Consider the following 12,099-nt stretch of genomic DNA (forward strand, 5'->3'; position numbering starts at 1 on the left):
ATGAGCACTCGGCGCCCCTCCGCTCCCTCGGTCATCTTCGATCTCGACGGCACACTCGTGGACAGCGAGCCGAACTACTACGAGGCGGGGCGTCGGCTCCTCGCCCGTCACGGCGTGCCGGACTTCACCTGGGAGCACCACGCCCGGTACATCGGGATCAGCACCCGCGAGACGCTGACGGCGCTTCGGGCCGAGTACGGGATCGAGACGCCCGTCGACGAACTCCTTGCCGGCCAGGACGCCCTTTACCTGGACCTGGCACGATCCTCGACCGAGGTGTTCCCGGAGATGCGGAAGTTCGTGGAACGGCTGCGTCAGGAGGGGATCACGACGGCCGTGGCATCGGGGTCGTCCCGAGCCGCGATCGAGGCGGTGCTCGCGGCCACCGGACTCGGCGCGCACGTCACGACATATGTCTCCGCCGACGAGGTGGCGCACGGGAAGCCGGCGCCGGATGTGTTCCTGGAGGCCGCGCGGCGGCTGGGCGCCGCGCCCGGCGACTGCGTGGTGCTGGAGGACGCGGCACCGGGGGCGGCGGCAGCGCATGCGGCGGGCATGCGCTGCATCGGGGTCCCCTATGTGGCGTCGACGGCCGACGATCCGGCGTTCACCGCGGCGGGGCTGCTCTTCCGCGGTGGTCAGGACGAGTTCACGGCGCAGACCGCCTACGACTGGCTGGCCGGGGCTCAGCCTTCCTGGTCTTGCCGGTGACGGTCATCCGGAAGCTCTCGACGAGCTCGATGCCCGGCGCCTTGTACGCCACCACCCCGGCCCACCGGGCTGTCCGGGCGATGCCCGGCAGAGCGCTTGCCCGTACGGCGCCCGCACACGCGGGCCCGGCCGCGAAGCGCCCGAAGGGCCACCGCCCGCGGCCGCATCCCCTCGCACCGATCGGGACGCACCCGCAGGCAGCCCTCCTGCCTGCTGGTTCGCCTCACCATCCGCTTTCCGGAAACCTGCACACCTCATGCCCAGCGCGGTCACCGTCACCCACCTGCACGCCTTGGTCCGAACCAACCACAGGGGAGCTTGAACACGAGTGTCCCAGTTGAGCAAAAGGGCCCGTCGCACGGTGCGGACCGTGTTCAGGGTCTCCGGTCTCGAGTAGGGGTCGTCCGGGCCCGCCGTCCCGTCGTCACGGTCCCCGCTGCGTGCCCGGCGACCGGGACCCTCTACGGTATCGCTGCACGTGTGAGGTGATGATGACGGCTGTGAGGGGAGATCGGCGGATGCGACGCGCTGGACGTGGGGTGTTGACCACGGGGGTCGTACTGGCCGTCCTGGGGATCGTGCTGACAGCGGGGTCGCTCTGGACCCTCCGCAGCGGCTACACGATGGTGACGCCCAGGGGTGAGTCCATGGAGCCGACATACGCCCCGGGTCATCGGGTCTTCTTCGCGAAGACCGATGGCGAGAAGATACGGAAGGGCGATGTGGTGCTCTTCGGCCTGCCGGACCGTTACAACGGCGAGGCCGTGATGAAGCGTGTCATCGGGCTAGGAGGCGACCATGTGGTCTTTGACGGGACCCGGTTGACCGTCAACGGGACACCGCTCAAGGAGCCGTACCTGAAGGGGGCGGATGTCGACGGCGGGCACGGCCCGTACGACGTGAAGGTGCCGGCCGGGCGGATGTTCCTCCTCGGCGACAACCGTGGGAACTCCAACGACTCGCGCTACTTCTCCGGCGAGGACTCCGGAACCGTGCCCGTGACGGCCGTGCGGGGACGGGCACTTGACGATGCCACCGTGCCGACAATGCTGGGCCTCGGCGCCCTGCTCGGTGTGGTTCTCGCCCTCGCGGGTGCCGTCTGTGCGCTGGTGGGCGGGCTGACACGGCGGCGCCGGGCAACGATACCCCCGCCCTTCACGGGGTACGCGGGTGCCGGATACCCCGCTCCCGGGGGTCCTCCGCCCTTCCAGCGCCCCTGAACCGCGGCGCCACGTGACGCCCGGACCTCAGCGTTCGGCGCCTCGCACCGCCGCGCCGAGGCGGCTGGCGCCCTCGGTCCGTTCGGCGGGGTCCGCCGCGGCGGCAAGACCCAGGCGCAGGTAGGTGTCCGGCGGTTCGACCGACGGCGCTGTTGCTGGGCCCGACACTGATCGTCACCGCTGCCGGACCCCGGCCGGTGATGATCGGCATGTTCGTCCTGTCCTTCTTCATCACCTACCTGGGTCTGGGTGCGGCGGGCGTCATCGTCGTCAGCCTGCGGCAGACCAGTACGCCGCAGTCGATGACGGGGCGGATGAACGCGGTGTTCCGGACGCTGCTGTGCGGTGGCGGCGCCGTGGGCGGTCTGTCCGCCGTTCTCCTGGCGGGCGCCATCGGTGCCCAGGGCGCGCCGGCCGTGGCCGCGATCGGCTCCGCCGCCGTGGCGATCGGGCTCGTCGTCTCACCGGCCAGCAGACTGAGCAGACTGCCGTCAGCGGTGAAGGACGAACCTGCTGGGCCGACCGCGCCCGGAGAGCGGGTCACGCCAACTGGTTGACCAGGGCCGTGAAGGCCGCGGGAAGGCGGGTCGCGGCCGGGACGATGCGGCGGGCAAGCCGCGGGTGCTGCCGGGCCCAGAGAAGCGATTCGGTGAGCAGGCGGTGGCGCCGGGAGACCCTGCGCCACGCCTGCTCGTACGCCCGTGGGCGGTCGTCCCGGATGCAGCGCACCAGTTCCGCGGCCCCGGCGAGGGCCAGGGAGACCCCCTCGCCGGTGAGCGCGTCGATGTATCCCGCGGCGTCCCCGACCAGCAGGACCCGCCCGGCCACGCGGGATCCGACGCGCTGGCGCAGCGGTCCGGCGCCGCGCACGGGGGTGGTGGTACTCGGGGGCAGATGGCGTGACAGGAGGGGAAAGCGGGCCAGGTGGCTGTCGAACGGGCCGCGTTCCGCCGTCAGGACGGCGACGCCGACCAGGCGCGGGCCGAGCGGCGTGACGTAGGCCTCGGCCCGTGCTGACCAGTGCACCTCGACGCGGTCCGTCCAGGGCTCGATCGTGTAGTGGCGGCGCAGGCCGAATCTGGGGGGCCGTGGATCCGGGCGGTCCAGGCCGAGTTGGCGTCTGATCGGTGAGTGCAGTCCGTCGGCGGCGGCCAGGTAGCGGGCGGTGATGCCGGCTGCGCGGACGCTGTCGGTGCTCTGCCGGATGCCGCCCACCCGCGCCGGAATCACCGGTACGCCGAGTTCCGTCGCTCGGCGGGCCAGGGCGGCGTGCAGTTCGGTGCGCCGGACGCCGCAGCCGGGGGCGGGCGCGAAGAGGGCTTCGGCACTGTGGTGGTCGTCGACGTACCGGATCCCGCGCAGCGGGTGTCCGGCGACGGTGATGCCGAGTTCGGCCAGGGCGTGCACGGCCCCCGGCATGAGGCCCTCGCCGCAGGACTTGTCGATCGGGGTGGGGCGCGGTTCGGCGACCACCGCCTCGAGGCCGGATCCGGCGGCGTGGATAGCGGTGGCGAGACCGGCGGGGCCGCCGCCGACCACCAGCAGGTCGATCACGGCGCGGCCGCAGGGGCCGGCGCCGGGGCGGCGCCGGTCAGGGCGGCGTTCTCGCACCGCACTCGGGTCGCGAGGAGCGGCAGGTTGAGGAGTGTGAATCCGGTCGCGGTGAGCCAGTTGGTGTGGACGAGCGGCAGCGCGACGCCCTCGACGATCACGGCGACGTAGTTGGGGTGGTCCATCCATCGGTACGGTCCGACAGTGACGAGGGGCAGGTCCGGCACCACGATGACGCGGGTGTTCCAGCGCGGCCCCAGCGTGGTGATGCACCACCAGCGCAGCCCCTGGGCACCGACGGCCAGGGCGAGCATCGGCCAGCCGAGTGCGGGCAGGAAGGGCCGGTCGCCCAGCCAGGTCTCCCCCAGGCAGCCGGCCAGCAGCGCGGTGTGGAGGGCGACCATGACGGGGTAGTGCCCGCGCCCGTACTCCGTTCCGGCGTGGCGGCGGCTCCAGGCGGCGTTGCGCCGGGCGGTGACGAGTTCGGCGAGGCGCTCGACGGCGACCAGGAGGATGAGACCGGTGTAGGGGATCACGGGGCGGCTACCAGCGGAGGAGGAGTTGTTCGGTGCAGAAGCCCGGCCCCATCGCAAGGAGGAGTCCGGGCGTTCCGGGCGGTGGTGGGTGCAGCGCCAGGGTGTCCCTGAGGATGTGCAGGACGGACGCGGAGGAGAGATTGCCGACCTCGGCCAGCGAACGCCAGGTCGGTTCCAGCGCTCGGGCGGGCAGATCAAGCGTCTCGCGTACGGCTTCCAGGACCTGGGGACCGCCGGGGTGGCAGACCCAGGCCGTCACATCCTGCGTCTTGAGGTCGTGGTCGGAGAGGAAGGAGCGCACCTCGTCGCCGAGCGTCTCGCGTACCAGGTCCGGGAGGTCGGCGCCGAGGACGATACGGAAGCCCGCGTCGCCGATGTCCCAGCCCAGGCTGCGTTCGGTGCCGGGGTAGAGCGTGCTGCGGGTCGCGACCACCTCCGGCCCGCGCCGGTGTTCCCGACGGTGCGGGTGGTCCCGTCCGACCGCGAGGACCGCGGCGGCTCCGTCGCCGAACAGTGCGCCCGCCACCAGGTTCGGCACGGACGCGTCGGTACGCTGCAGGGTCAGCGAACAGAGTTCGACCGAGAGCAGCAGCGCGACCTGACCGGGGTGGCCGTCGAGGTAGTCGTGGACCCGGGCCAGTCCGGCGGCCCCCGCCACGCAGCCCAGCCCGAAGATCGGCACGCGTTTCACATCGGGCCGCAGGCCGATCCTTCCGGCGAGCCGCGCCTCCAGGGACGGGGCGGCAATGCCGGTGACCGAGGTGGAAATGACCAGGTCGATGTCACCCGGGTCGAGCCCCGTCCGGTCCAGGGCGCCGCGCACCGCCTGCTCCCCGAGCAGGAGCGCGGATTCGATGAACGCGTCGTTGGCCTCCCCGAAGCCGCTCAGGGAGGCGTACCGCTCCAGGGGCAGAGCCAGATGGCGGCCGCGTACGGTGGCGGACGTGTGCAGGCGTTCCAGCACACCGCGGTCGGCGCCCGGCGGCAGGCACATGTCGGCGAAGGCGTGGGTGATCTCGGACTGCTCGTACCGGTGCGGCGGGAGCACACCATGGATCGCGACGATTCGCGTCATCCTGTCACCATAGGGGCGAACAACATGTTTTGATCGAACGTCATGCATCACACTTTCCGGGCGCCTGCCGCGTCGACCACGTCGCCTGCCGTCGCGCCGGCGGCCGCTCCCCGCCTCGGCCGGGTCGCGGTGGCCCTGTTCCTGTCGGCCCACCCGGCCCCCGCACTGGCCGTCTCCGCCCTGATCACCGCGCTGGCAGTGGCCGCGGGCCGCGATACGTCCGGCAGCTGCCTGGTCGCTCTGACCCTGCTCACCGGGCAGCTCTCCGTCGGCTGGAGCAATGACCGCGTCGACATCGCACGGGACGCGGCGGCGAACCGGCGTGACAAGCCGCTCGTGGACGGCGCCGTGAAGGCCCGTACCGTCGCGGTGGCGGCCTGCGCCGCACTTGCCCTGTGTGTCCCCCTGTCGCTGGCGAACGGCGCGGCGGCGGGTGGCGCCCATCTGATCGGGGTCGCCGCCGCCTGGTCCTACAACCTGGGCCTCAAACGAACACCGTTGTCCTGGCTCCCGTACGCCGTCGCCTTCGGCCTCCTGCCCGCCTTCGTCACGCTCGCGCTGCCGGGCCACCCCTGGCCGGCCGCCACGCCCGTGGTGGCGGGCGCGCTCCTCGGCGTGGGCGCGCACTTCACCAACGTCCTCCCCGACATCGACGCCGACCTGGCCGCGGGCGTCCGCGGCCTGCCCCAGCGGTTGGGCCGATGCCGGACCCGCACCGTCGCGGCACTCGCGCTGCTCGCCGCATCGGCCGTCCTCGTCCTCGGGCCACCTGGGCCGCCGGACGCGACGAGCTGGACCGGTCTCGTCGTGACCGGGACCCTGGCTGTGGCCGTCTGCCTGCCGCTGCGGTCCGCGCCCGACAGCCGCCTGCCGTTCCTGGCCACGCTCGGCCTGGCCGGTGTCGACATCGCACTGCTGCTCCTGCGCGGCGCGACGCTGGGCTGATCGCCCCTCCCCGGATGCCGCAGCCCGCCCGGCTTCTCGACCAGGGGTGTACGGCGGACCGGGGCCGGACAGGTCGCGGCGTCCGGTGCGGTGCATCGCAGGGCGGAGGAGCGTCCCCATACTGGGTGTATGTGCTGCGTCCAGACAACGCGGCGAGGTGCCGCAGCTGTCGTTGTGCGCCCGCCAGGAATGACGAAACAGCCCTGGGCCGACTCCGGCGAGGGCCACCGGTAACGACGGAAGAGTCACGCATGTCGCGCTATCACGAGATGAAGTTCCGGGCGGTCACGACGTTCCAGCGGCGAATCGCCAATCCGGTGATCCGCCGACTGCCGAACCAGACCCTCCTGGAGACCACGGGACGCACGTCCGGACTGCCCCGCCGGACCCCGGTCGGCGGCCGCCGGGTCGGCAAGGAGTTCTGGCTGGTCTCGGAGTACGGCGAGAAGTCGCAGTACGTACGCAACATCCGGGCGAACCCGGAGGTCCGGGTCCGGATCAGGGGGCGCTGGCACGCCGGAACGGCCCATCCGGTCCCGCAGGACGACCCGCGTGCCCGGCTCACGAAGCTGCCGCGCTGCAACAGCGCGGCAGTCCGGGCGCTCGGCACCGACCTGCTGACCGTGCGGGTCGATCTCAGCGACTGACGGCGACCGGCCGCCTACCGGCGCTGGTGGATCGCGGCCCGGATGCGGCGGTCGTAGAGGTCCCGTACCGCGTCCAGCGTCTTCTGCGGCAGCGACGGAAGCGACGCAGCCGTCGCGTTGGCGCGCGCCTGCTGCACGGAACGCGCACCCGGATGACGCTGGTGACACCGGGCTGCTGAATGATCCGGCGCAGCGCGGTCCGGGCCGCGGTCGCGCCCTCCGGTGCGAGCCCGGCGAACTCCGCGGCCGCCGCCACCCCGGTCGCGTACCGGCAGCGTTCGATCCGGCCTCCGGCATCGTCCGATCCCTCGCTGCCGGTCCCCTCGCCATCGGGCCGGACACGCCTTCGCGCGGAACGGGGGTACTCGCCCTGACCCCGTGCGGCGTCGCCCACGGCGTGCCGACGGGCGCGTACCGCATCCGAGGGGCGCCGGTCACCGGCTCCGCGGCCGGACCCACCGGCCCTGCCCGATCTCGGCGACCACGCGCGGCGCCACGTCGTCTCGTCAATTCCCGGGGCAGGTGGTTCGATCGGAGCCGGGAAGGTCGAACAGGCCTGCCAGGAACGCGGCGTCACGCTCGATCGCACCGGTCCCGGACTGTTCTGCCGTGACGGGAGGTACCGGGGACGGCCGGGCGCGAAGCCCACGGAACGAGGAGTGCTTGCTCTGAACGGAAACCTGCTGGCGGTCAGCGACCTGCACGTCGCCTACGCCGACAACCGTGCCATCCTGTCATCCCTGCGTCCCGGCACCGACGCCGACTGGCTCGTCGTCGCAGGCGATGTCGCCGAGAAGGTCGCCGACATCGAGCGGACACTGAAGATACTCGGCGAGCGCTTCGCGAAGGTCCTGTGGGTCCCCGGGAACCATGAGCTGTGGACCCACCCGCGCGACCCCGTGGAGCTGCGCGGCAAGGCGCGGTATCTCCATCTGGTCGAACTCTGCCGGAAGCTGGGCGTCCTCACCCCGGAGGACCCCTATCCGGTGTGGGAGGACGAGGAGGGCCCGGTGACCGTGGCGCCGCTCTTCGTGCTGTACGACTACACGTTCCGCGCACCGGGCACGACCACCAAGGAGGAGTCCCTCGCCTATGCCCACAGGACCGGGGTCGTCTGCACCGACGAGCACCTCCTCCACCCCGACCCGTATCCGACGCGCGACGACTGGTGCCGCGCGCGGGTACGGGAGACCGAGCTCCGGCTGGCCACAGTTCCGGAGAACCACCGCACGGTTCTGGTGAACCACTATCCGCTGGTGCGTGAACCGACCGATGTGCTGCGGTACCCGGAGTTCGCCCAGTGGTGCGGGACGGAACTCACCCGGGACTGGCACCGCCGCTTCCGCGCCGCGGCCGTGATCTACGGGCACCTGCACATTCCGCGGGTGACCTACTACGACGGCGTGCGGTTCGAGGAGGTGTCGATCGGCTACCCGCGCGAATGGCGGGCCCGCCCGCCGCGCACCCCGCTGCGGACCGTCCGGCTGTCGTCACCCTCGACGGACCGGGCCCGCGCAGCCAGGGAGAACGGGTGATCGCACAGTCCGGGTGATCAGCGCATGCCGTCGATCGGGCCGGACCCGCCCACCACAGCCTGTCGTGGCACCGCCAGTCCGGTCCGGCGGCCCGGATCGGCGGTTGCCCTGCGTCCGCGAGGCCCGGTACCGAAGCGGACGAGGTCGCGGTGGAACCGGCCGCGCAACCCAGCAACCCGTGCGTCCGGCAACGTCCGCCGCAACCGACGTGCCGTCAGTTCCTTTTCCGCTCGCCGCCCCGCACGTGGTGGAATTTGCGCGCCGCGGCGGTGACCTTCGACGGGAACGCGGTCCGGCTGATCGACGAGGTCGCGGCGGTCGGACCGCTCCGGATCATCGCCGACGAACCGCAGGAGCACAGCACGGTGGCGTACCGCGCGAAGGAGTACAGCCAGCGCGAGCAGACCCATATCCCCGACGGCCGCCCCGTGCTCTTCCTGGAGGTCTTCATCCAGGACTCCTCGGACTTCACCGCCACGGTGGCCGTGCACGGCGACGAGAAGCACGGGGTACTCAGGGAGGTCCCGCACGCCTACGTCAACTGGACCGAGGGTCACCCGGTCAGCCATCTGCTGCGCTTTCTCGTCTCCGGCGACGGCGAGGTCGCCCCGGTGACCCGCGAGGTGCTGCGCCGGGCGGGACCGGACCCGGCGCTGCGGCCCCGCATCCACGTCGGCCGGCCTTGGGCCCGGCGGCGCCCGCGCGATCCGCCCGGTCCCCGGCAAGGCGTCCCGGCGGGAGATTCTGCCCTCGACGGCGCATTCCTCGGAGCAGTGCGTCGGGACGTCTGCGCGCTTCCGGTCGTCCCGACGGCCGACACCCCAGATGATGAGAAGGAGGACATGGCGCGAAATGGGATGTTTGTCCCAACGATTCATTCGCGACAGTGGAGGTGCCATGGACGGCGACACCACGATGGGTGACGAGGTCTACCAGCCGGACGGCTCGGAGGTGCAGGACGACGCCGGGCTGCTCGACCCCGCCGACACCCTTGACGACGGTGCGGGTCAGGACCCGCTCGACACAGGCTATTCACCCCCTGAGCGGCCATGGGCCGTGGAACACCATGGTGTCACTGCGGCTGAGCAGCACGAGGGAGAAAGCCTCGACCAGCGCCTCAGTGAGGAGGAGCCGGACGTATACACCCCGGACGGGGACGAGATCGGTGATGTCTTCGACACGGACGGTGAGGTCCGGGACGGGGAGGTCGGCGATCTGCGCGCGGGGCGACTGGTAGCGCCCGACGAGGGCGCGCACGGAGACGACGAGAGGTGCATGATCGCCCTCGACATGGGCATCGACGGTGCGGCAGCCTCCGCCGAGGAGGCGGCGGTGCATGTGGTCCCTGAGCAGAACGACCAGTAGGCCACTCGTAGCGGCAGCCGGAGCACCGATGCCCGCGCCCGGGCTCTCGGAGGAGTTCGATCCATGTGCGCTCGATCCTGTCCGCCGTGGAAAAGGGAGATATCCCAATTTTGATGAAAGTGGTACATGAACTCGGAGGGCGACACCGCACACCTGCCCCCGTGAAGCGTCAGGGATTCGCCGATGGACCTTGCCGCACACCATCGCAGCCGTTCCGCCCCGGTCGACGCGAAGTTCCAGCTCCCTTCGAACTCGCCGCAGAACTGGACCAGTTCCTCAAGAAGGCTGCGTACGGCGCCAGGAATACCCGCGGCGTGGCCGTACAACTTGCGGAGCTCCGCGCGCAGGACAACACGGAGCTGCCCGACCTGCCCGACCTCTACGAGCCCCTGATCCTCTTCTACGAGCGGGGAATCCGGCGGCTCCACCCCGTTGTTCCCGCACCGGCACCCCCGTTCCCGGACCATGTCGCGAGCCTGGACGCGTCGTTCCACGAATTCGTGAACCGGACAGCGGCGGTCGGAACCCACCCGTCGCCGACGCGCCGATCGAGGCGGTCGACCGGTCGCCGGCGCGCCGCGCTCACCGTGCGCACGCCGACGGGTGCATCCGTGACCACGACGGCGGCCACCGTGAAATCCACCTGCCCTTGCCACCCACGTCGCCTATCGTCAACGTGATTCCTGGCGGAAGCCTCGGCTCGGCCAGAACGAGGACCATGACGTGGAGGATGATTGTGCGCTACCGCGAACTGGGGCGAAGCGGACTGTCCGTGTCCGAGATCGGCTATGGCGCGTGGGGCATCGGCGAGTCCAGCTGGGTGGGTGCCACGGAGGACGAGTCCGTACAGGCCCTGCACCGTGCCATCGACTTTGGCGTGAACTTCATCGATACCGCCCGCGGCTACGGCGAGAGCGAGCGAATCGTCGGCCGGGTGGTCCGCGAGCGGGCCGGCGACAAGGTACACGTCGCGACCAAAGTGCCGCCGAAGAACGGCACGTGGCCGGCGCCCGACGGCCTTGACCCGGCCGAGACGTTTCCGGGCGAGCACATCCGCGCGAGTCTGGAGACCAGTCTGCGCACCAGCGGCCTGGACCACTTCGATGTACTGCAGTTCCACGTGTGGAGCGATGACTGGGTCGACCGTGGCGACTGGCTGGAGACGATCGCCGAACTGAAACAGGAGGGAAAGATCGGTCTGTTCGGCGTCTCCATCAACGACCATCAGCCGGACAGCGCACTTGCACTCGTGCGCAGCGGCGCCGTGGACAGCGTGCAGGTCATCTACAACCTCTTCGACCAGGCACCCGCCGACACGTTGCTGCCGGCCTGTGAGGAACACGGCGTCGGTGTCATCGTGCGGGTGGCGCTGGACGAGGGCGGCCTCACCGGTCGGATCACCGCGGGCACGACGTTCCCCGAGGGTGACTGGCGCAACCGCTACTTCCGCGATGACCGCCCTGCGCAGGTCGAACAGCGGGTGGCCGCGATCGTCGCCGACCTCGGTATCGCCCACGATGAAATCGCCGAGACCGCGTTGCGGTTCGTACTGAGTTCGCCGGCGGTTTCCACCGTCATCCCCGGCATGCGCACCGTGCGCAATGTCGAGCGCAACACGGCCCTGAGCGACGGGCGTCCGCTCACCACCGACCAGCTCGCCGTGCTGGCCAAGCACCGGTGGCAGCGCAACTTCTACTCCTGATCCGCGGGCGTCGCCCGCCCCGGCATGCGAACCGGCTCGCGGAAGAGATTCCACGGGCCGGTCCATTCACACCCTGTCGAAGCGGTCAGTCGGCTTCGATGGCCGGCGTCGCACCGGGAAAGTCCGGCGGCAGGCCGTCCGGTGGCACCGCCCCGGTGACCAGCCCGGCCAGGTACTCCGTCAGGGTCCCCTTGAATTCACACCAGTCGTCATTGTGACCGCTGACGAGAATCGTCCAGGACTGCGGGTCGGCGTCGTTGGTGCGCCAGAAGAAGACGTCGCCGTCGCAGGAGTCACCCCAGGGGACGAGACCGCCCGGTTCCGGATACGGCTCATATCCATGCGCCATACCCGAGTCCCCGAGCTCGACCAGATCACTGAGCAGCCCCCTCATTCCCGAGACGAAGTGACCCTCCTCGCCGGGGGACGGAATTTGGAGGCCCAGGAACTCGTCGACCGTGAAAGGCGGGTACGCCTCGACCAGCTCGACGAAATCTGCGGGGGAATACGACACCTGTCTCTTCCGTGAGGAAGTCCCAATCGGTTCCCCTGGGCTCGTCCGAACGAATATCGAGCAGCGCCGGCAGCGCTTCCTCCAGTTCGCGAAGACTCAACAGATCACCTGACTCCCGGGTATGTTCTGCACCTGCGCACCGGCGAACAGCACCCCGTTCGGGGCGTTGGCCTCGATTCGTCTGCGGCCTGGCGGTCGTATCTGATCCGGCGGGTTGCCCTGGTTTGTCCTGTCGGTGTGGACGTGGGGCCTTCGCATGCGCTGCGGGGGCGTCGGGCTCCACGGGCCCGAGGGGTGG

Annotated in this window: 13 protein-coding genes and 2 pseudogenes; 10 read left to right on the top strand and 5 right to left on the bottom strand. The window is 70.9% G+C overall.

Translation table 11 applies throughout. The annotated features are described in order from the left end of the window. The 3 genes from AB0I23_RS36145 (at position 1) to AB0I23_RS36155 (ending at position 2,488) form a co-directional block, all read left to right on the top strand. The gene (locus AB0I23_RS36145; protein ID WP_359116248.1) at positions 1-711 is read left to right on the top strand and encodes an HAD family hydrolase; all 711 of its coding nucleotides are present in this window, start codon (positions 1-3) and stop codon (positions 709-711) included. A gap of 539 nt (positions 712-1,250) precedes the next feature. After that, entirely contained in the window at positions 1,251-1,931 is a 681-nt protein-coding gene (gene lepB / locus AB0I23_RS36150; RefSeq protein ID WP_359116251.1) for a signal peptidase I, read from the top strand. Positions 1,932-2,083: 152 nt separating this feature from the next. After that, positions 2,084-2,488, top strand: a complete 405-nt coding sequence (locus AB0I23_RS36155) for a hypothetical protein (protein WP_359116253.1) — start codon at positions 2,084-2,086, stop codon at positions 2,486-2,488. Here the strand turns inward: AB0I23_RS36155 and AB0I23_RS36160 are convergent. The 3 genes from AB0I23_RS36160 to AB0I23_RS36170 are packed head-to-tail and all read right to left on the bottom strand — an operon-like array spanning position 2,472 to position 5,093. Next, on the bottom strand, positions 2,472-3,485 hold the full coding sequence (locus AB0I23_RS36160; protein WP_359116256.1) for an NAD(P)/FAD-dependent oxidoreductase: 1,014 nt from the start codon (positions 3,483-3,485) through the stop codon (positions 2,472-2,474). The genes AB0I23_RS36155 and AB0I23_RS36160 overlap by 17 nt on opposite strands. Continuing rightward, the gene (locus AB0I23_RS36165; RefSeq protein WP_359116258.1) at positions 3,482-4,018 is read right to left on the bottom strand and encodes an isoprenylcysteine carboxyl methyltransferase family protein; all 537 of its coding nucleotides are present in this window, start codon (positions 4,016-4,018) and stop codon (positions 3,482-3,484) included. The genes AB0I23_RS36160 and AB0I23_RS36165 overlap by 4 nt, the downstream gene beginning before the upstream one ends. A gap of 7 nt (positions 4,019-4,025) precedes the next feature. Continuing rightward, positions 4,026-5,093, bottom strand: a complete 1,068-nt coding sequence (locus AB0I23_RS36170; protein ID WP_359116261.1) for a type III polyketide synthase — start codon at positions 5,091-5,093, stop codon at positions 4,026-4,028. 42 nt (positions 5,094-5,135) lie between these two features. Here AB0I23_RS36170 and AB0I23_RS36175 point away from each other — a divergent pair, with 42 nt between their 5' ends. Further along, the gene (locus AB0I23_RS36175) at positions 5,136-6,038 is read left to right on the top strand and encodes a UbiA family prenyltransferase (protein WP_359116263.1); all 903 of its coding nucleotides are present in this window, start codon (positions 5,136-5,138) and stop codon (positions 6,036-6,038) included. A gap of 251 nt (positions 6,039-6,289) precedes the next feature. Next, positions 6,290-6,685, top strand: coding sequence for a nitroreductase family deazaflavin-dependent oxidoreductase (locus AB0I23_RS36180; protein WP_359116265.1), 396 nt, complete (start codon positions 6,290-6,292; stop codon positions 6,683-6,685). Between the two features lie 14 nt (positions 6,686-6,699). Here the strand turns inward: AB0I23_RS36180 and AB0I23_RS36185 are convergent. Continuing rightward, positions 6,700-6,956: pseudogene (locus tag AB0I23_RS36185) on the bottom strand (aldo/keto reductase); the annotation flags it as partial. Between the two features lie 388 nt (positions 6,957-7,344). Here AB0I23_RS36185 and AB0I23_RS36190 point away from each other — a divergent pair. From AB0I23_RS36190 to AB0I23_RS36210, 5 genes and pseudogenes are all read left to right on the top strand, one after another. Next, positions 7,345-8,220 carry a metallophosphoesterase family protein gene (locus tag AB0I23_RS36190; protein WP_359116268.1) on the top strand — a complete coding sequence of 292 codons (876 nt, stop codon included), beginning with the start codon at positions 7,345-7,347 and terminating at the stop codon, positions 8,218-8,220. A gap of 224 nt (positions 8,221-8,444) precedes the next feature. Then, a pseudogene (locus tag AB0I23_RS36195) lies at positions 8,445-8,897 on the top strand (amino acid transporter); the annotation flags it as partial. Positions 8,898-9,117: 220 nt separating this feature from the next. Then, complete coding sequence (locus tag AB0I23_RS36200; protein ID WP_359116271.1) at positions 9,118-9,585, top strand: DUF5709 domain-containing protein; 468 nt, start codon at positions 9,118-9,120, stop codon at positions 9,583-9,585. 65 nt (positions 9,586-9,650) lie between these two features. Next, positions 9,651-10,265 carry a hypothetical protein gene (locus tag AB0I23_RS36205; RefSeq protein WP_359116273.1) on the top strand — a complete coding sequence of 205 codons (615 nt, stop codon included), beginning with the start codon at positions 9,651-9,653 and terminating at the stop codon, positions 10,263-10,265. Positions 10,266-10,321: 56 nt separating this feature from the next. After that, positions 10,322-11,287: an aldo/keto reductase gene (locus AB0I23_RS36210; RefSeq protein ID WP_359116287.1), complete on the top strand. Its 966-nt coding sequence runs from the start codon at positions 10,322-10,324 to the stop codon at positions 11,285-11,287. 85 nt (positions 11,288-11,372) lie between these two features. On the opposite strand, the gene AB0I23_RS36215 is transcribed toward AB0I23_RS36210, so the two are convergent. After that, positions 11,373-11,801: a hypothetical protein gene (locus tag AB0I23_RS36215; protein WP_359116275.1), complete on the bottom strand. Its 429-nt coding sequence runs from the start codon at positions 11,799-11,801 to the stop codon at positions 11,373-11,375. Positions 11,802-12,099: the final 298 nt, after the last annotated feature.

This window comes from Streptomyces atratus (genome assembly GCF_040655115.1).
GTDB lineage: Bacteria > Actinomycetota > Actinomycetes > Streptomycetales > Streptomycetaceae > Streptomyces > Streptomyces atratus_D.

Bases quoted from the DNA above. Each gene is read 5' to 3' on its own strand.
- AB0I23_RS36145 (WP_359116248.1), top strand. From the start codon at position 1: ATGAGCACTCGGCGCCCCTCCGCTCCCTCGGTCATCTTCGATCTCGAC.
- AB0I23_RS36170 (WP_359116261.1), bottom strand. From the start codon at position 5,093: ATGACGCGAATCGTCGCGATCCATGGTGTGCTCCCGCCGCACCGGTAC.
- AB0I23_RS36175 (WP_359116263.1), top strand. From the start codon at position 5,136: ATGCATCACACTTTCCGGGCGCCTGCCGCGTCGACCACGTCGCCTGCC.
- AB0I23_RS36180 (WP_359116265.1), top strand. From the start codon at position 6,290: ATGTCGCGCTATCACGAGATGAAGTTCCGGGCGGTCACGACGTTCCAG.
- AB0I23_RS36200 (WP_359116271.1), top strand. From the start codon at position 9,118: ATGGACGGCGACACCACGATGGGTGACGAGGTCTACCAGCCGGACGGC.